This window comes from Ramlibacter aquaticus (assembly GCF_015159745.1).
GTDB classification, from domain to species: Bacteria; Pseudomonadota; Gammaproteobacteria; order Burkholderiales; family Burkholderiaceae_C; genus Ramlibacter; species Ramlibacter aquaticus.
Map to the genome: position 1 here is coordinate 1 of NZ_JADDOJ010000050.1, position 18,354 is coordinate 18,354.

The 18,354-nt window shown below is 66.8% G+C and carries 14 protein-coding genes and 1 other RNA gene; 4 read left to right on the top strand and 11 right to left on the bottom strand.

The window, feature by feature from the left end:
* On the top strand, positions 1-1,568 hold a 1,568-nt coding region (locus IM725_RS12680), incomplete at its 5' end, for an MBL fold metallo-hydrolase (protein WP_193780967.1).
* Between the two features lie 198 nt (positions 1,569-1,766).
* Here the strand turns inward: IM725_RS12680 and IM725_RS12685 are convergent.
* The 7 genes from IM725_RS12685 to rnpB all read right to left on the bottom strand — a co-directional run bounded on the left by IM725_RS12685 (position 1,767) and on the right by rnpB (position 8,153).
* Entirely contained in the window at positions 1,767-2,306 is a 540-nt protein-coding gene (locus IM725_RS12685) for a CPBP family intramembrane glutamic endopeptidase (RefSeq protein WP_193780968.1), read from the bottom strand.
* A 57-nt stretch (positions 2,307-2,363) separates the two neighbouring features.
* A complete protein-coding gene (locus tag IM725_RS12690) occupies positions 2,364-2,699 on the bottom strand; it encodes a hypothetical protein (RefSeq protein WP_193780969.1) in 336 nt (111 codons plus the stop codon).
* A gap of 66 nt (positions 2,700-2,765) precedes the next feature.
* Positions 2,766-4,253, bottom strand: a complete 1,488-nt coding sequence (locus IM725_RS12695) for a peptidase domain-containing ABC transporter (protein WP_193780970.1) — start codon at positions 4,251-4,253, stop codon at positions 2,766-2,768.
* A gap of 20 nt (positions 4,254-4,273) precedes the next feature.
* Positions 4,274-4,906 carry a cysteine peptidase family C39 domain-containing protein gene (locus IM725_RS12700; protein ID WP_193780971.1) on the bottom strand — a complete coding sequence of 211 codons (633 nt, stop codon included), beginning with the start codon at positions 4,904-4,906 and terminating at the stop codon, positions 4,274-4,276.
* Between the two features lie 65 nt (positions 4,907-4,971).
* Positions 4,972-6,195, bottom strand: a complete 1,224-nt coding sequence (locus IM725_RS12705; protein ID WP_193780972.1) for an HlyD family secretion protein — start codon at positions 6,193-6,195, stop codon at positions 4,972-4,974.
* 883 nt (positions 6,196-7,078) lie between these two features.
* Positions 7,079-7,507 (bottom strand): hypothetical protein, encoded by a 429-nt coding sequence (locus IM725_RS12710; protein WP_193780973.1) that lies wholly within the window; start codon positions 7,505-7,507, stop codon positions 7,079-7,081.
* A gap of 330 nt (positions 7,508-7,837) precedes the next feature.
* Positions 7,838-8,153, bottom strand: an RNA gene (rnpB, locus tag IM725_RS12715) — RNase P RNA component class A.
* Positions 8,154-8,207: 54 nt separating this feature from the next.
* Between rnpB and IM725_RS12720 the strand changes: the two genes are divergently transcribed.
* Complete coding sequence (locus IM725_RS12720) at positions 8,208-9,854, top strand: NAD(P)/FAD-dependent oxidoreductase (protein WP_193780974.1); 1,647 nt, start codon at positions 8,208-8,210, stop codon at positions 9,852-9,854.
* A gap of 69 nt (positions 9,855-9,923) precedes the next feature.
* A complete protein-coding gene (aroQ, locus tag IM725_RS12725; protein ID WP_193780975.1) occupies positions 9,924-10,370 on the top strand; it encodes a type II 3-dehydroquinate dehydratase in 447 nt (148 codons plus the stop codon).
* A 747-nt stretch (positions 10,371-11,117) separates the two neighbouring features.
* On the opposite strand, the gene boxA is transcribed toward aroQ, so the two are convergent.
* From boxA to IM725_RS12745, 4 genes are all read right to left on the bottom strand, one after another.
* Positions 11,118-12,413, bottom strand: coding sequence for a benzoyl-CoA 2,3-epoxidase subunit BoxA (gene boxA, locus IM725_RS12730; protein ID WP_193780976.1), 1,296 nt, complete (start codon positions 12,411-12,413; stop codon positions 11,118-11,120).
* A 48-nt stretch (positions 12,414-12,461) separates the two neighbouring features.
* A complete protein-coding gene (boxB, locus tag IM725_RS12735) occupies positions 12,462-13,889 on the bottom strand; it encodes a benzoyl-CoA 2,3-epoxidase subunit BoxB (RefSeq protein ID WP_193780977.1) in 1,428 nt (475 codons plus the stop codon).
* Positions 13,890-13,907: 18 nt separating this feature from the next.
* Positions 13,908-15,656: a 2,3-epoxybenzoyl-CoA dihydrolase gene (gene boxC / locus IM725_RS12740; RefSeq protein WP_193780978.1), complete on the bottom strand. Its 1,749-nt coding sequence runs from the start codon at positions 15,654-15,656 to the stop codon at positions 13,908-13,910.
* Between the two features lie 77 nt (positions 15,657-15,733).
* Positions 15,734-16,690 carry a helix-turn-helix transcriptional regulator gene (locus IM725_RS12745; RefSeq protein ID WP_193780979.1) on the bottom strand — a complete coding sequence of 319 codons (957 nt, stop codon included), beginning with the start codon at positions 16,688-16,690 and terminating at the stop codon, positions 15,734-15,736.
* Between the two features lie 116 nt (positions 16,691-16,806).
* On the opposite strand from IM725_RS12745, the gene IM725_RS12750 reads away from it, so the two are divergent.
* Positions 16,807-18,348 carry a 3,4-dehydroadipyl-CoA semialdehyde dehydrogenase gene (locus IM725_RS12750; protein WP_193780980.1) on the top strand — a complete coding sequence of 514 codons (1,542 nt, stop codon included), beginning with the start codon at positions 16,807-16,809 and terminating at the stop codon, positions 18,346-18,348.
* Positions 18,349-18,354: the final 6 nt, after the last annotated feature.

The window sequence follows — 18,354 nt, forward strand, 5'->3', positions numbered from 1 at the left end:
TCCTGCTGCTGCGCGATGCGCCCGGCGGCTTCGAGGTGCTGATGACGCGGCGCTCGGCGACAGCCAGCTTTGCGCCGGGCGCCTACGTGTTCCCCGGCGGCGGCATCGACGCCGCGGACCACGGCGCGCACGCCCAGGCCGCGCGCCGGCCGGGCCAGGACGACCTGCGGCTGACCCAGGCCATCGCGGCGATCCGTGAGAGCTTCGAGGAGCTGGGCGTGCTGATCGCCCGCCATGCCGACGGCCGTGCGGCCGACGCGGCCGACATCGCCGCGCTGGACCGCCAGGGCGACTTCTTCGCCCAGTGCCAGGCGCGCGGGCTGCGGCTGGCGGCCGACGAGGTCTTCGTGCTGGCGCACTGGGTCACCGACCGCGACCTGCCCCGCCGCTTCGACGTGCCCTTCCTGGTGGCCCGCATGCCCGAAGGCCAGGTGCCCGTGGCCGACGAGGCCGAGCAGTTCGAGCCGGTGTGGGTGCGGCCGGCCGATGCCCTGACGCGGCACGAGGCCGGCAGATTCTTCATGATCTTCCCCACCATCCGCACGCTGCAGCGGCTGGCGAAATTCGCCGACGTCGCCGCCGTGCTGGCGGCCTGTGCCGGCGAACAGCCGCTGTGGACCAGCTGCCCGCGCGGTGGCTTCGTGCGCGGCGAGGAAGCCCGCTTCATGGAGGACGAGATGCCCTTCGGCGAGCTGGCCCTGGTCAGCCCCGACGGGCAGATGGTCCACCACCTGGACTGGCGCTGCGACCAGCCGGTGCCCCTGCTGCGCAACCTCTTGCGGCTGACAGCGCCCAATGCAGGCGTGATGACGGGCCCCGGCACCAACAGCTACCTGGTGGGCGACCCGGCCAGCGGCTACATCGCGATTGACCCGGGCCCGGACGACGCCGAGCACGTCCAGCGCCTGTGGCGCGCGACGGGCGGCCAGGTGAAGCTGATCGTCTGCACGCACTCGCACCCCGACCATTCGCCCGGCGCCCGGCCGCTGCAGGCCCTCTGCGAGAACAGGCCGCCGATCTGGGGCCTGCCTTCGGCACCCACGGCGCGGCCGGCCAGCGCCTTCACGCCGGACCATGTGCTGGCGGACGGACAGGTGCTCTTCGTCGAGGGCGGCGGCGCGCGGCACAGCCTGCGCGCGATCCACACGCCGGGCCACGCCGCGAACCACGCCTGCCTGCTGCTGGAAGAAGACGGCCTGCTGTTCTCGGGCGACCACATCCTCAACGGCAGCACCACGGTGGTGGACCCGCCGGACGGCGACATGACGGACTACCTGGACTCGCTGGACAAGCTCGCCGCGGCTTGCCGCGAAGCGGGTGTCGAGTTCATCCTGCCGGCCCACGGCCACGTGCTGGGCTTCCCGCAGCAGGTGATCGCGCACCTCAAGGCCCACCGGCTCAAGCGCGAGGCCAAGGTGGTCGCCGCCATGCAGGCGCGGCCGCACGGCGGCCTGGCCGACTGGGTGGAACTGGCCTACGACGACGTGCCGCCGCGCATGTGGCCGCTGGCCCAGCGCTCGCTGCTGGCGCACGTGCAACGCATCGAGGCGCTGGGGCTGGTGGGCTGAGGGACTGCAGTTGCCTCAACCCTCGTGCCTCAACGAAGGTGTGAACAAGCCCCCCGATCATGCGTTCGCCCATGAATCGACGCGAAGGAGGCGAGAACGGTGGGCCAGATGAGTTTCGCGGGATACGGAGTACGCTTAGCAGCAAAAAAAGAGCGCAACCTTATTCATTTGAATTCACAGAAATTGCTCGGGAATGCTTCAGCCTGAGTTAGCTGGCTGTGTGCCGACCCATTCCCACCCTTTTGCATCTCTACGGACAACCGGCAAGAACATAAGGCAGAATATTACGATCTTCACAAGTCCCCAAATCCCCAAGAGAGTCGCGGCAGGCACGACGAGCTCGTGATACTCCCATGCCCATTGCTTGTGAGTAAGGGCAATGACAATTAAGTTATGGGCACTGTGGAGGCTGCAGCAGACCAGAAGCGAACCTGTAATGAAATACACCATCGCCAATGTAACGCCTTCTAACAGATACATCGGTAAACCTGCGGTTGGGAGATGAGAGGCAGCAAAAACGATGGCAGATGCTAGAACCGCGACAGGAAGACGGAGCCATTTGAGGGCAATCCGAAAGAGGCCGAATCGAAATATGATCTCTTCCGTGAAGGCAAGGAAGACTACGTAGGAGGTTTGCGTTAGACCTAATTGACCTAGCCCTACGGTAAGAATCAATGGCAGTGAAAGGGCCAAAATCAAGAGGCCACAAATTGACGATGAAGATTTGAATTTGAACATATGCATTCAATAGCACTGTGACCTAAGACCGCAGTGCCTTGATGCTGTACTGCTTACCTACCAGTCGCTTCCGCTGCATCCGAAGGTGTTGCAGACCCCCGTGCCATATGAGGTGCCTCCATTGTCATTCTCGTTGCTATTCGAATCGGCCATGCCGGGGGTAGGCATTCCGAGCGCGGCTGCAGTCTGATAGAGAAATTGACCTCTAGAAACGACGTCGATGACTTCCAGGCCGAGGCGTAATACCGCTCGTACGATATTTACACTTCCAACTGGATTAGCAAGGTCAGCGTATCCAAAGGGGTTCTGGGTCGGATCACTCAGTCCACCACCAACAGCCAGAAGTTCTGCTGGAGTGATCGTGCGAATCGATTGATCGGATAGGCTTGTCATTTTCTGTCCTCCATGTGTGCCTCGAGAGCGAGGCGGGCTACCCGCCGCGGGGCGCGGCAGATTCTGTTAATTTGGTTCGTCCCTAACACCTGCATGGTGCTCGGAAGCAGCTGCAACGCCGTTTATCCAAGCAAATTCGAGAACTCGCCCGCCACGAGTGATTTCCTGAGATCGGTGCGCAACCGAGACTCGAGTCATCTGCATCGACTTCAACTCGCCGAGCAATGCCCCTTCACTCAGCTCGTCTAGATGGCTGGTTGCTTCATCAAGAACGAGAAATTTAGGTGCTTTGTACAGGGCGCGGGCAAAGAAGAGTCTCTGGATCTGACCACCAGAAAGGGAATTACCCATATCCCCAACCAATGTGTTGTAGCCCATGGGCATCTTGCAAATCGCAGCATGTATTTGCGCAAGTCGAGCCACCCGTTCGACCCGCTTCTGATCCGGCCTAGCGTCAAAGAAGCTGATGTTGTCCGTGAGGGAGCCGGCGAACAGGCTGTCGCTCTGCATCACGGCACCGACGATGGACCGGTACGCTGGAAGTCCAAGCTGTCCCAAGGGGATGCCACCTACCAAGATGTCGCCCTCTTGAGGCTGCAGCAAGCCAAGGATGACCTTGAGCAGCGTGGTCTTGCCGCAACCGGACGGCCCCACGATGACGATCGATTCGCCTGCCTCCACACGCAAGTTCACGCCATCGAGAATCCATGGCTCGCCCTGGGCGTGGCGAAATCGAACGTTGCGCAGTTCAAGCGTGGCAGGCAGTTCTTCGACAGCGTGGTGAATGACTGCAGGCTTGGGTTCAGGCACCGCCAGGACAATGTCGGCAAGGCGCTCGGCTTGCAGCCCGAGCATCACCAGGTCCAGCGTACGATCGATCAGATTCAACGCTCGAGAGGTGAACTGGTCCTTGTACGAGACGAAGGCGATCAGCATCCCGACACTCATCGCGCCAGTCAAGACGTCGCTGCTTCCGACCCATAGGATCACCGCGCCCTCGGTCGCGACAAGAAGTGAGTTGCCGGTCTGAAAGCTGATGGTCAGGCGTTGCAGTCGCACTTGACCATTGGCAATTTCGACCTGCGTCTTCATGTAGCGAGCCCACCGAGTGGCCTGCCCGTTGAACAGCTTGACGGCTTGAATACCCCGGAGCGTTTCCATGAGCTGGCTCTGGCTGACAGCTTGGCGCACAATCTGGCCTTCCGTTGCTCGGCGGAACGCGCCATATTTGGCAACCCGCATCCCGCCATAGAGAACGACCGCGACCACCGCAACACCAGCCAGCACTGCGCTGTAGATCAGCATCATTACCAGCAGTGTGATGGCCATCAGCCCGTCGATCAGCGCAGAGACGACCGTCGTGCTGAGCCCCTGCTGGATGTTGGCGACCGCGGAGAATCGCGACAACACGTCGCCAAGGTGCCGACGCTGGAAATAGTCCGCCGGCAGGTCCAGCAGATGGCGGACAACGTTGCCCGACCACTGCAGATTCAGGCTTGTCGTCATCCGAAGAATCACCCAAGCACGAACCAACGAGATCGCGGCCTGCAACATGGCGAGGCATAGAATGCCGATTAGATTGTCTTGACCAGATCTCGATCAACCGAGACGAGCGCATCGTCGATCAGCCACTGCGTGAGGAATGGGCCGGCGATGCCGAAGACCTCCATCACCATCGCCAGCAGGAACACCCGAACCAGCGATCCGCGCAGACCCGTGACCCGCCCTATCACATCGTGCAGAGCAATGCGTTTGCGCGGTGCCTGCGACCTGAACTCCAAGCTGGGTTCGAACTCGAAGACGATCCCCGTGAAGTGGCGCGAAATATCCTGCGAGCTCAACACCTTCTCGCCACTGGCTGGGTCGAGAATCTTGAAGCGATCGTTGCCGGCGCTCTTGAGTACAACGAAGTGCTGGAAGTCCCAATGCAAGATTGCAGGTGTAGAGACGAACTGTAAGGCGGCCAACTCAGCTCGCAGCGGCCTTCCCACGAGGCCGATTTGAGAAGCGATCTCGATCAGCTGCACGCCGTTGAGGCCACGCAATGACGATGGAAATCGCCTTCGTAACTCGCTGATCCCGATGTCTGCACCGTGGTATGCGGAAATCATGGCCAAGCAGGCCAGGCCACACTCGGCGACCTCGCTTTGGAGGACGCACGGCACGCGCCGGAACCAGCCGAAGTGCACGTCGCCGATGCCGCGCATCAGGCTCTCTTTGTCACGGAGATGAGCGGCTCCATGATCCATTCAATGATCGAGCGTCGATCCAGCTATATGTCAGCGTTGACCTGCATACCGGATTGAATAGGCTCGTCCCGGTTATACGCCTTCACCGTCTGAGACGCAGGGATGGCGGACACGATGTAGAAGAGTTCTCCAGTTGGTGCTGGGAACGGAAGATCGCTGGCAGGTAACGCCGTTCGCGATACCCGAAGCACCTGGGCCTCATACGTTCCGAACTTCTGGTACGCGAATGCCTGGTACTGCAGCCTCACTGTGGCGCCCGGCCGCACGAAGCCCACATCCCGGCTTGGGACATAGAGGTCGACCTGAAGCCGCGTGTTGGCCGGGATGATGCTGAACAGCGCGTTGCCAGGCAGCACTTGCTTGCCAAGGTGAAGCTGCAAGCCACTGACCGTTCCGTCTTGGGGAGCGGTCAGGCGCTCCTCGCGGCGGGTTTCCGTCTCAGTCGCCGCTGCGCGAAGCTCTGACTGGGATCGCCTGAGCGCTTCGATCGCGTTGTCGCGGCGCAGCGGGATGGAGTCGGCCTCCAGCTCGAGGGTCAGCTTTTCCCGCTCAAGCGCCGTGTGTGCTCGAAGCAGTTCGGACAGCCTCTGGCGCTGATCGAGCAAGGCCAGGCGTTTTTCCTGCAGGGCGACCTCCGAGAGGTACCCGGCAGCCTGGAGTTGCGCCGTGCGCTCGAAAGTGACCTGGGCTGCTTCCATGCTCTCCCGTTGTAGCCTCGCTGTAGCATTCAACTGCGCGAGTTCGTCGACGATTCGTGTCAGCCGCGCCTTCAACGACGCCTCCTGTTGTCGGAACAGCTCGGCGGACTTCTCGATCTCGGCTTCCAGGCTGCGCTCCCTCACCTGCATCTGCCGCAGGATGAAGTCTTGCGTCGCGCCGTTTGAGTTGACCTTCTCGCTAGAGATGGCTGCGAGCACATCTCCGCGGCGCACTTTGTCGCCTTCGGAGATATTCAACGCCGTGATCTGTCCTGCTTGCTCCGCGTACACCTTCAGCAAGCCTCGATCAGGCACGACGTAACCCGAGACGCGAGCCTTCTTCGTGTACTCCCCGAAGACGCAGAAGGCGATCAGGGCACTCCCGATCAGAAAAGCCACGCCAGCAAGCAGACTGGTGGACGCCGGCTGCACGATCACAACTTCGCCGAGCCAGTCTCCACTCTTAGCTTTGACTGCTTCCGCTCGAAACAGGGCAATGGGCGCTGGCTGTTTGGCAGTCGCCTCTTGATGTCCGGATAGGGCCTTCATGGGAAACAGATCGCCGAGGGGGCAGTTCTGCGCGCCCCGGCTCGTTGTCATTGCAATGGGAACTTCGTCCTCCGTATCTCCACGACCCGGTGATTAAGTTCACCAGATGCGCGGCCTCAACGCGATCAAGCATGAGCTTGTGGGACGGAGCGTAGCTCCACGTTGCATCGCAGTTCGGCAACTGGAACGAACCGTTTCTCCAGGCGTAGCAACCTCGCGATTCAGGACATAAAAAGAGATTCCTACTGCCACGCTCCAACTTGCAACAACTGAGGCAAGGTCAAGTCCACGGATCGTGAGGTGGCACTTTGATCAATACAGAGAGGGATCACCACGAGCCAGATCAGTTTTGCATGCACCGGGTGCGCCGCCGAGCGGAAGAAGACCCGTCGCGGTGATGCCGTGTAAGGCGCTGCTGTTCAGACCACGGCTGTGCTGCTGGCAGCGGTGGAGGTCACTGTGCGTGCCAGGCCGCCGTCGGTGTCCACCGCAATGTGCGCCTTCATGCGTGGGCTGCACACTTCCGCTGAGCACTTACAGCGCTGAACGGGCGCGTAAGTTAAGGAAGGTCTGGACAAGTCCAAGGATCTTGCTCTGGGCCCGGTTGCCCGGGCCTGACCGTCATTCCTCTGGACCGGGGGCGCCCACCCGGCTCGGTGCCACCCGCCGGCTCCACGGAGCCCTCTCAATGCCGGCCTTTTCGGTGTTGCTGCGCGCAAGGATTGCCCGGTTCACCCGGACTGAACCGGCTCTTCTCTGTTGCTCTGATCCTCACCTCACGGTGGACAGGGATTAACTGCTACGCTGCCCTCTGCAGCATGTGCAGCGCATCGAGGCGCTGGGGCTGGCGGGCTGAAGCCGGCCCCGCCGCTGCCGCAGCGGGCTAGCGCCGCGGCGCGGCCGGCACGGCGCAGCTGGCGGCCTCGCCCAGGCCCTTGAGGTAGGCGCGGCGCACCGTGCCCGCGGTGATCGCGGCCTGCACCTCGCGGGCGTAACGCTCGGCGCCGGTCAGCCTGCGCACCCAGCACCGGAAGGGGATCACGCCCTCGGTGGTGCTGCGCACCGCGTCCACGATCGCATCGCCGGCGGCCGCCTGGCCGCGCTCGATCAGGCTGGGATTGGCGGCGGTCTGCGGCGTGTCCAGGTCGGCCCCGAGCGCGGCGTCCAGCGCCTGCACCTCGGCGGTGAAGCCCGCGCAGCCGCCCTGAGCGGGCGCGGCATACGGCGCCTTGAGCGCGGCCTGCAGCGCGGACGGGATCTCCGCCCGCACCAGGTTCAGGTCGGACAGCGGGGCGGTGACGGCCTGGCCCATGCGGCTCGCGGGCGGATGCAGGGCGGAGGAGGCAGCTTGCGCAGGGGCGGGCGCTGCGCTGGCTGCGTCCGGAGGGCGCACGGCCGCCGCAGGCGCCAAGGAAGCCGATGCGGGTGGCGCGGCCGATGCAGGAACGGCGGGGGCCGGGGCCGCAGCGGATTCGGAACCCGCCGCGGGCGGCACCGGCGCCGACGGGGCCTGTGCGCGGCCGGGGATCACCGCGCCCAAGGCAGCACCCAGCATCGCGAGGCGAAGAAGGCGCAAGGCGTTCAAGCTCATCCGCCCAGTCTAAAAGCAGGCCGCGCGCCTGCGTGGCCTGCCCTGAAAAAAGTGTGAAGTCCACCGATACGCCGGATTCTGTGACCCCGTCGCCGGGGCTGACCGTCATTCATCTGGGCCGGGGGTCGCCCACCCGGCTCGGTGCCACCTACCCGCCGGCTCCACGGAGCCATCTCAATGCCGGCCTATTCGGTGTTGCTGCGCGTAGAGATTGCCCGTTTCACCCGGACTGAACCGGCTCGTCTCTGTTGCTCTGATCCTCACCTCACGGTGGACAGGTGTTACCTGCTACGCTGCCCTTTGCAGTCCGGACGTTCCTCCAGCACCAGGTTTCCCATGCGGTGCCAGCGACGGCCTGGCGGGCTTCACCCGGGTATTATCCCCTGCCGACGTCCTGCCCGATCACCACGGGCCCACGCCCATGATCCGACTCGCTGAAATCAAGCTGCCCCTGGCCGACCTGCCGGCCGAAGAGGGCACCCACCCCGAAGGCCCGCTGCGCACGGCCGCCGCCCGCGTGCTGGCGCTGCCCGAGGCCGCCATCGCCAGCCTGCACGTGCACAAGCGCAGCTTCGACGCGCGCAAGGCCGAGCTCTTCGTCGTCTACATCGTCGACGTCGCCCTGGCCGATCCCGCGCAGGAGCCCGCCGTGCTCAAGCGCCTGGCCGGCAACCCGCACGTGGCCCCCTCGCCCGACATGGCCTGGCACCCGCCGGTGCACCTGGCGCAGCCGCCGGCCGTGCGCCCGGTGGTGGTGGGCTTCGGCCCCTGCGGCATCTTCGCGGCGCTGGCGCTGGCGCAGATGGGCCTGGCGCCCATCGTGCTGGAACGCGGCAAGCCGGTGCGCGAGCGCACCAAGGACACCTGGGGCCTGTGGCGCAAGCGCGAGCTGCAACCCGAGAGCAACGTGCAGTTCGGCGAAGGCGGCGCGGGCACCTTCTCGGACGGCAAGCTCTACAGCCAGATCAAGGACCCGCGCCACCTGGGCCGCAAGGTGATGGCCGAATTCGTGAAGGCCGGCGCCCCGCCCGAGATCCTCTACGCCGCGCACCCGCACATCGGCACCTTCAAGCTGGTGAAGGTGGTGGAGCACATGCGCGAGGAGATCATCCGCCTGGGGGGCGAGGTGCGCTTCCAGCAGCGTGTGACCGACCTGCACATCGAGGGCGGCGCGGTGCGCGGCCTCACGGTGCTCGACCAGGCGACCGGCCAGTCCCATGAACTCCGCGCCGACCATGTGGTGCTGGCACTGGGCCACAGCTCCCGCGACACCTTCGAAATGCTGCACGCGCGCGGCGTCTTCGTGGAGGCCAAGCCCTTCTCCATCGGCGTGCGCATCGAGCATCCGCAGGGCGTGATCGACCGCGCCCGCTGGGGCCGGCACGCCGGCCACCCGCTGCTGGGCGCGGCCGACTACAAGCTGGTGCACCACGCCAGCAACGGCCGCACGGTGTACAGCTTCTGCATGTGCCCGGGCGGCACCGTGGTGGCCGCCACTTCGGAGCCGGGCCGCGTGGTGACCAACGGCATGAGCCAGTACTCGCGCAACGAGCGCAACGCCAATGCCGGCATGGTGGTGGGCATAGACCCGGCCACCGATTACCCGGGCTCCCCGCTTGCCGGCGTGGCGCTGCAGCGCGCGCTGGAGAGCCGGGCCTTCACGATCGGCGGCGGCACCTACGATGCGCCGGGCCAGCTGGTGGGCGACTTCCTGGCCGGCCGGCCTTCCACGGAGTTCGGCAGCGTCATCCCCTCCTACAAGCCGGGCGTGAAGCTGGTGGACCTGGCCGAGGCCCTGCCGGCCTTCGCGGTCGAGGCCATGCGCGAAGCCCTGCCGGTGTTCGGCCGCAAGATCCGCGGCTACGACATGCCCGATGCGGTGATGACCGGGCTGGAGACGCGCACCTCGTCCCCGATCCGGATCACGCGCGGCGAGGATTTCCAGAGCCTGAACGTGCGCGGCCTCTACCCGGCCGGCGAGGGCGCGGGCTATGCCGGCGGCATCCTGTCGGCCGGCGTGGACGGCATCAAGGTCGGCGAGGCCGTGGCGCAGGCCATCGCCGGCTGAGCGCCGCCCCGCCCGGTGGTACGCTTGCGCAGATGAGGCGCAAGCCCCACCCCGCCTGAAAGACACGCCATGAACATCCTGCTGCTCAACGGCCCCAACCTCAACCTGCTCGGCACGCGCGAGCCGCAGAAGTACGGCACCACCTCGCTGGCCGACGTGGTGGCGATGTGCCGCGAGGAAGCGCAGCGCCATGGCGCGACGCTGGCCGACTTCCAGAGCAACCACGAAGGCGCGATCGTGGACCGCATCCACGCAGCCCGCGGCGAGGGCGTGGACTGGATCGTGATCAATCCGGGCGCCTTCACCCACACCAGCGTCGCGATCCGCGACGCCTTCGCCGGCGTGGCGATCCCCTTCATCGAAGTGCACATCTCCAACGTGCACGCCCGTGAGGCCTTCCGCCACCACAGCTACCTGTCGGACATCGCCTCGGGCGTGATGGTGGGGCTGGGGGTCGCTGGTTACCGGCTGGCGGTACAGGCGGTGGCTTCCGGGATGGTGAGCAAGCCGGCGTAAGAGCCCCGGGGTTCAGTTCGCACTGAGACCTCGCACTCAAATCGCTGGTTCTGGCTGGTGTCGGGCTTCGCTCGTCGACCTCGCGCTCGCCCCGCTGGCCGGCCTGTGGCGGGGGCTCATACTGCCGCGGTCCGCTGCGCGGACTCCGCTGGAATTTGCGGCCTGGGGCCGGCACGGCGCAACTCGCTACGCGCTGGCTGCGCCACCGCTTCGCTCAAACAGGCGCCGTGAGCATGAAACGACGCGCGGACCTGCGGACCGCGCTCCCGACCCCAGGCCGCAAATTCCAGCCGCGTCACAAATCGCCCCCGCCACAGGCCGGCCAGCGGGGCGAGAAGACCATCTGGGTGCACGACGGTGGAGCGCCCGCACCACGAAAGAATGAATTGACGTCGGCGCTCAACGGCTGCGCGCCACCGTGCCACTGGCAAACCCAGCCCCGGCCGTCGGCTGCCCGCTGCCGCGCCCTATGGGGCGCCCGAGAAGCGCAGGGCCAGGCCCCCAGCTTTCTGACTTGCGGCGTCTGTCTGAGCGAAGCGCTGGCGCAGCCAGCGCGTAGCGAGTTACGCCGCGGGGCCTGGACCGAGCATCGCAGGGGAAGTCGGACACGAAGTGCCGACCGCCCCATTGGGCGCGGCAGCGGGCTGCCGGCGGCCGGGGATGGGTTTGCCTGACGCGATGCAGGCTCGAAGCGCACCGCATGGCACTTGGAACCCGGTCCACCACCATCAGCAGCAGACCCCAAGCTCAATAAGTCTCCAGGTGCAGCCGCCCGTCGCGCTTGAGCGCAGGACCGACCGCATCCCAGTCCATCCCAGCCTGCGTGGCGATGTCCTTGAGCGCCAGCACCACGCCCTCCTCCATGGCCTTCAGGCCACAGACATAAAAGTAGGCGTTGGGGTCCGCCAGCAGGGGCGCCAGGTCGGCCGCGCGCTCGCGCATCGCGTTCTGCACGTACTTGCGCGGCTGCCCGGGCGTGCGGCTGAAGGCGAAGTGCGTGTCGATGAAATCCTTGGGCAGGCTCTGCAGCGGGCCGAAGTACGGCAGTTCCTCCCGGGTGCGGGCGCCGAAGAACAGCATCAAGCGCCCGCCCTCGAACTTGCCCGACTTGCGCAGGCGGCGCCGCCACTCGGTCATCGCCCGCATGGGCGCGCTGCCCGTGCCGGTGCAGATCATCACGATGTGGCTCTTCGGGTGGTTGGGCATCAGGAAGCTCGCGCCGAAGGGCCCGATCACCTGCACCTTGTCGCCCACCTGCAGGTCGCACATGTAGTTGCTGGCCACGCCGCGCACCGGCTGGCCCTGGTGGTCCTCCAGCACGCGCTTGATGGTCAGCGACACGTTGTTGTAGCCGGGTCGCTCGCCGTTGCGCGGGCTGGCGATGCTGTACTGGCGCGCGTGGTGCGGCCGGCCCTTGGCATCGGTCCCAGGCGGCACGATGCCCAGGCTCTGGCCCTCCAGCACCGGGAAGGGCGTGCTGCCGAAATCCAGCACGATGTGGTGGGTGTCGTAGTCCTTGCCCACCTCGGTCACGCGCACGTTGCCGGCCACCGTGGCTTCCACCGATTTCTGCGGCGACTTGGGGCCGTAGAGGTTGGTGAAGGCATGGGCCGCCGACCAGGGCGGCACCAGCGCACCGTATTCCGCGCTGTTGAACTGCGGCTCCAGGGCCTGCGAGGCGGCAGCCGCCTCGGGCGCCTGCGCCGCCGTTTGCACCTCGGCCACCACCGCCGCGGCATCGCCGCCCGCGGCTTCCACCAGTTCGCTTTCGCTCAGCTCGGCAGGCAGCGACTCCCAGCCGAACTGGTCCTCCACGGTGTAGGCCCGCACCCGGGGCATCTTGCGCCAGTTGTCGATGCTGCCCGTGGGGCACGGCGGCACGCAGGCCATGCACAGGTTGCACAACGCCGCGCTCACCACGTAGTTGTTGGCGTCGTGCGTGATCGCCTTCTGCGGGCACACCGACTCGCAGGTGTTGCACCGGATGCAGATTTCCGGGTCGATCAGGTGCTGCTGGATGAAGAGGGCGTCGGAGGCATCCATGGTGGGCTCGCAGGCTGCCCGGCGGTGGCGGCCGCCGGGCGTTTCAGGTCAGTTGAAGCGAACGTACTCGAAGTTCACCGGCTGGCGGTTGATGCCCATGACGGGCGGCGCGATCCAGTTGGCGAACTTGCCCGGCTCCACCACACGGCCCATCAGGCTGTGCACGTAAGCGCGGTCTTCGTCGGAGGGCAGCCACTCGTTGACCTTCGCGGCCCACTCGGACTCGCTCATCACGCGGCCGTCCGGCGACACCTTGACGCCCGAGAGCGCGCCGATGTTGCGGTGGAAGGCCTTGTGCGGGGTGGTCAGGCGCAAGGGGATGCCGGCCTTCTCGATCAGCTTGTTCCAGCGGCCCACGCCGGCCATGGAGTCCTTGATGTAGTCGTCGCGCAGCACTTCGTTCAGCGCGTTGAGCATGGGCACTTCCTTCTCGACCAGCTGCCCGTTCACCACGTTCAGCACCTTGTAGGTCTGGCCGCGCAGCTGGTGGTCGTCCACGCGCTTGCCTTCCTCGTAGCGGCCCTTCAGGCCGGTGGAGTAGAAGGTCGCGGCATTGGAGGACTCGTCGGCGCCGAACAGGTCGATGGTCACCGAGAAGTGGAAGTTCAGGTAGCGCTGGATCAACGGCAGGTCGATCACGCCGGCGGCGCGAAGCTTGGCCGGGTCGTCGGTCTTGAGCTCGTTCATCGCCTGGCAGGTACGCTGGATCACGCGGCCCACGCCGGATTCGCCCACGAACATGTGGTGCGCTTCCTCGGTGAGCATGAACTTGGTGGTGCGGGCCAGCGGATCGAAGGACGACTCGGCCAGGGCGCAGAGCTGGAACTTGCCGTCACGATCCGTGAAGTACGTGAACATGAAGAAGGACAGCCAGTCCGGCGTGGCCTCGTTGAAGGCCTGCAGGATGCGCGGGTTGTCCTCGTTGCCCGAGCGGCGCTCCAGCAGGGCCTCGCCCTCCTCGCGGCCGTCCTTGCCGAAGTACTTGTGCAGCAGGTAGACCATGGCCCACAGGTGGCGGCCCTCTTCCACGTTCACCTGGAACAGGTTGCGCAGGTCGTACTGGCTGGGGCAGGTCAGGCCCAGGTGGCGCTGCTGCTCGACCGACGCCGGCTCCGTGTCACCCTGGGTGACGATGATGCGGCGCAGGTTGGCGCGGTACTCGCCGGGCACGTCCTGCCAGGCGGCTTCGCCCATGTGGTCGCCGAAATGGATCTTGCGGTCCTTCTCGGCCGGGTTCAGGAAGATGCCCCAGCGGTAGTCGGGCATCTTCACGTGGCCGAACTGGGCCCAGCCTTCCGGGTCCACGCTGACGGCGGTGCGCAGGTAGACGTCGAAGTCCTGGCTGCCGTCCGGGCCCATGTCCTGCCACCAGCTCAGGTAGTTGGGCTGCCACTGTTCCAGGGCGCGCTGCAGGGTGCGGTCCTCGCTCAGGTTGACGTTGTTGGGGATCTTTTCGCTGTAGTCGATGTTGCTCATGGCCCTGTCTCCTGGAGTTCAGACGCGGTTGAAATCGAAGGCGGCACGCTCGCCCTTGCCGTACACCTTGAGCGCACCCTTGTCGCCGACGGCGTTGGGGCGCTGGAAGATCCAGTTCTGCCAGGCCGTCAGGCGGCCGAACACGCGGGTGAACATGTTCTCGGGGCCGTTGAAGCGCAGGTTGGCTTCCATGCCGGTCAGCGCGTCGGGGCTCATGGAGACACGCTCCTCGATGGCCAGGCGGGTCTCGTCCGGCCAGTCGATGTCGTCCGGGTTGCTGGTGACCAGGCCGACGGCGAAGGCGGCATCCGCGTCCAGCGGCTGTCCGGCCACGGCGCGCACCTTGTCCAGCGCGGGCTGCTCGTCGTAGAAGCGGCGGCCCAGGCGGCTCTGGCCGGTGGCCATGGGGTAGAGGCCGAAGTTGGTGTCGCCCACCTCGATGCGGGGAGCCTGGTCCTCGTCGTCCGGCAGGGCCAGGTGGTAGCTGCGGTCGCAGGCCAGGGCCAGTTCGAGGAAGGTGCCGGCGAAGCAGGAGCCCGGCTCGATGAGCGCGAACAGGCTGCGGCTGGAGACGTCCAGGCGGCTGAGCGTGCGGCGCAGGTGGCCGATGGTCTCGCGCACGAACCAGTGGCCCTTGTTCGCCAGCAGGGCGGCGTCCATGGCACGCACCCTGGCGGCGTCGCCCTGGGTCTTGATCAGCCAGAGGCCGATGTCGAGCTCGTTGGTGCGCATCATCAGGATCGCGTCCTCCAGCTGGCGCGCGAGGGCCAGCGGGTACCACTCGCAGCCCGCGGCCTCGATGCCGGCGACGTCGGCGGGCACGTCGGCGTCCGGCGCCTTCACGGTGAAGGTCGCGACGCGCTTCGCGCGGTCGATCTCGACGGTGACGAAGGGGTAGCGCAGGGCATCGGCTTCCACCGTGCGGTCCAGCGGCTTGAGCTCCACGCCCTTGGCGTTGGCGGGGCGGTCGCTCTTGGCGGCCAGCTCCAGGGCGCGTTCCTGCACGCGGGCGGCGAAGTTGGCGGGCTTCACCGCCTCGTCCACCAGGCGCCAGTCCACCGCCTTCTGGCCGCGCACGCCTTCGGAGGTGGTGCAGAAGATGTCGGCCAGGTCGTGGCGCACGTGGCGCTTGTCGGTGACCCGGGTGAGGCCCCCGGTGCCGGGCAGCACGCCCAGCAGCGGCACCTCGGGCAGGCTCACCGCGCTGTTGCGGTCGTCCACCAGGATGATCTCGTCGCAGGCCAGGGCCAGCTCGTAACCGCCGCCGGCGCAGGCGCCGTTCACGGCCGCCAGGAACTTCAGGCCGCTGTGCTGGCTGGAATCCTCCAGGCCGTTGCGCGTCTCGTTGGTGAACTTGCAGAAGTTCACCTTCCAGGCGTGGCTGGAAACGCCCAGCATGAAGATGTTGGCGCCGGAGCAGAACACCTTCTCCTTGGCGCTGGTGACGATCACGGTGCGCACTTCCGGGTGTTCGAAGCGGACGCGGTTGATGGCGTCGTTCAGCTCGATGTCCACGCCCAGGTCGTAGCTGTTGAGCTTGAGCTTGTAGCCAGGGCGCAGGCCGCCGTTCTCGTCGAAGTCGGCCACCAGCCGGGCCACCGGGCCTTCGAAACTCAGCTTCCAGTGGCGGTAGCGGCTGGGGTGCGTCTGGTACTCGACCGGCGCGACGCCGGTTTCTGGGGCTTGGACTTGGGACACGGCTGGATCTCCAGGAGAAGTGCAGTAAGTTGCGCAGGATGCGCTGCGATAAGACGCATCATAGTGCATTTAGACGGGTCAAGACAAGCAGTTTGCTTCCTAGTATTTACCCTAGTTCTGAGCAGACACCGGAAGCAGGCTGCGTCTCACTCGGCGAGCTGCAGCGAGCGCCGCACCAGCGCGCGCAGGGCCAGGAAGGTCTCGTCCAGGGGCTGGGCGCTGGTGTCCAGGTGCAGTTCGGCCTTGGCGTAGAAGGGCGCGCGGGTGGCCAGGATGCCGCGCAAGTCCTCCATGGCCTCCTGGTTGCCGGCCATGGGGCGCACGTCGCCCTGGGCGGCGACGCGGTTCATGTGGTCCTCCGGGTGCGCCTTGAGCCACACCGTGGTGCAGTGCGACAGCGCGAGGTTAAAGGTGGCCGGGTCCGACACCAACCCGCCGGGGGTGGCGATCACCGCCTCGGGGTAGATCTGGATCGCCTCCTCCATCGCGCGGCGCTCGTAGCGTCGGTAGGCGCTCTGGCCGTACAGGCCCTGGATCTCGCCCACCGTGCAACCGGCGAACTTCTCGATCTCGCGGCTCAGCTCCACGAAGGGGAAATCCAGGTCTTCGGCCAGCATGCGGCCCAGCGTGCTCTTGCCGGCGCCTCGCAGCCCGATCAGGGCGATGCGCGGGGGCCGCGCCGTGGCCACGGCCGCCGCCGAATCCACGATGGGGGCGATGGCCTCGCGCACGCGCCGCAGGGTGGCCTCGTCGCGGTGCTCCAGCAGCTCGCGGATCATCAGCCACTCGGGCGAGCGCGTGGTCTCGTCCCCCAGCAGCTCGGCCAGGGTGCAGCGCAGGGCCTGCGCCACCTGCAGCAGGATCAGGATGGAGGCGTTGCCGACCCCCAGTTCGAGGTTGCCCAGGTGCCGCTCGGACACGTCGGCCGCCGCCGCCAGGGCCTTGCGGGTCATGCCGCGGCGGGCGCGCAAGGCGCGCACCCGGTCCCCCAGCCCGACCAGGAAAGGGTGCTTGGCGGGCGCGCCAGCCAGCCCGTCCACCGGCTCGTCGGCGGGCCTGGAATCTAGGGAAATCCCGGGAACATGCAGTATTGTGCTTGACATGAGGCGAACCTGGGTTCTACATTTGCACGCACGATAGTGCATCTTCGGGTGGCAGACAAGCCGGCCGGTCGAATGACCCGGCATTTCCTGCGCCCGGTCAACCCGCGAAGGCACCCATGAGCGAACTTCTCCTGAACCACCTGGGCGGCCGTGCCCAGGCCGGCACTGGCCCGGGCACCCCCCTGTTCGACCCCGTGCTGGGCACCGAGCTCGTGCGGGTGGATGCCACCGGCCTGGACCTGGCGGCCGGCTTCGCCTTCGCCCGGGAGACGGGCGGGGCCGCCCTGCGCGCCATGAGCTATGCCCAGCGGGGCGCCATGCTGGCGGCGGTCGGCAAGGTGCTGCAGGCGAACCGGGACCTCTATTACGAGATCTCCACCGCCAACAGCGGCACGGTCAAGAACGACACGGCCGTGGACGTGGACGGCGGCATCTACACCCTCTCGACCTACGCGAAGATGGGCGAGGCCCTGGGCGATCGCCGCCACCTGCTGGACGGGGATGCCGCCCGCCTGGGCAAGGACCCGGCCTTCCAGTCGCAGCACCTGCAGGTGCCCACGCGGGGCGTGGCGCTCTTCATCAACGCCTTCAACTTCCCCTCCTGGGGCCTGTGGGAGAAAGCCGGGCCGGCCCTGCTGTCGGGCGTGCCGGTGATCGTCAAGCCCGCCACGGCCACCGCGTGGCTGACCCAGTGCATGGTCGCCGACGTGCTCGCCGCCGGCGTGCTGCCGCCGGGCGCGCTGTCCGTCGTCTGCGGCTCCTCGACGGGCCTGATGGATGCGCTGCAGCCCTTCGACGTGGTCTCCTTCACCGGCTCGGCCGACACCGCCGCCGTGATCCGCTCGCACCAAGCCGTGGCGCAGCGCTCGGTGCGCGTGAACATCGAGGCCGACAGCATCAACAGCGCCGTGCTGCTGCCCGGCGAGGGCGCCGAGGCCTTCGATCTGCTGGTCAAGGAAGTGGCCCGCGAGATGACGGTGAAGTCGGGCCAGAAGTGCACCGCGATCCGCCGTGTCTTCGTGCCCGAGGCGCTGTACACCCAGGCCGCCGAAGCCATTGCGGCGCGCCTGGGCAAGACCGCGGTGGGCAACCCGCGCAACGAATCCGTGCGCATGGGCTCGCTGGTCAGCCGTGCGCAACTGGCGTCGGTCAAGGACGGCATCGCCCTGCTCGCCCGCCACGCCGAGGTGCTGCACGACGGTCGCCAGCAGCCGCTGGTGGACGCCGACCCGGCCGTGGCCTGCTGCGTGGGACCCACGCTCTTGGGCACGCGCGACGCGGACGGCAACCCGGTGGTGCACGACGTGGAGGTCTTCGGCCCCGTCGCCACGCTCATCCCCTACCGTGATGCGGCGCATGCGATGGCGCTGGTGCGCCGCGGCCAGGGCTCGCTGGTGGCGTCGCTGTACGGCAGCGACGCCGCCGCCCTGGGCGCTGCCGCGCTGGAGCTGGCCGACAGCCACGGCCGCGTGCACGTCATCTCGCCCGAGGTCGCGGCGCTGCACACCGGCCACGGCAACGTGATGCCGCAATCGCTGCACGGCGGCCCCGGCCGGGCCGGCGGCGGCGAGGAACTGGGCGGCGCCCGGGCCCTGAACTTCTACCACCGCCGCGCCGCCGTCCAGGCCGCGACGTCCGTCCTGAACCGCTTGAACTGAGGTCCG

Coding starts and splice junctions, on each gene's coding strand:
- IM725_RS12710 (WP_193780973.1), bottom strand. CDS start 7,507: ATGGGCCAGGCCGTCACCGCCCCGCTGTCCGACCTGAACCTGGTGCGG.
- IM725_RS12750 (WP_193780980.1), top strand. CDS start 16,807: ATGAGCGAACTTCTCCTGAACCACCTGGGCGGCCGTGCCCAGGCCGGC.
- IM725_RS12690 (WP_193780969.1), bottom strand. CDS start 2,699: ATGACAAGCCTATCCGATCAATCGATTCGCACGATCACTCCAGCAGAA.
- boxC (WP_193780978.1), bottom strand. CDS start 15,656: ATGCACTATGATGCGTCTTATCGCAGCGCATCCTGCGCAACTTACTGC.
- aroQ (WP_193780975.1), top strand. CDS start 9,924: ATGAACATCCTGCTGCTCAACGGCCCCAACCTCAACCTGCTCGGCACG.
- IM725_RS12695 (WP_193780970.1), bottom strand. CDS start 4,253: ATGTTGCAGGCCGCGATCTCGTTGGTTCGTGCTTGGGTGATTCTTCGG.
- IM725_RS12745 (WP_193780979.1), bottom strand. CDS start 16,690: ATGTCAAGCACAATACTGCATGTTCCCGGGATTTCCCTAGATTCCAGG.
- IM725_RS12720 (WP_193780974.1), top strand. CDS start 8,208: ATGATCCGACTCGCTGAAATCAAGCTGCCCCTGGCCGACCTGCCGGCC.
- boxB (WP_193780977.1), bottom strand. CDS start 13,889: ATGAGCAACATCGACTACAGCGAAAAGATCCCCAACAACGTCAACCTG.
- IM725_RS12705 (WP_193780972.1), bottom strand. CDS start 6,195: ATGAAGGCCCTATCCGGACATCAAGAGGCGACTGCCAAACAGCCAGCG.
- IM725_RS12700 (WP_193780971.1), bottom strand. CDS start 4,906: ATGCGCGGCATCGGCGACGTGCACTTCGGCTGGTTCCGGCGCGTGCCG.
- boxA (WP_193780976.1), bottom strand. CDS start 12,413: ATGGATGCCTCCGACGCCCTCTTCATCCAGCAGCACCTGATCGACCCG.
- IM725_RS12685 (WP_193780968.1), bottom strand. CDS start 2,306: ATGTTCAAATTCAAATCTTCATCGTCAATTTGTGGCCTCTTGATTTTG.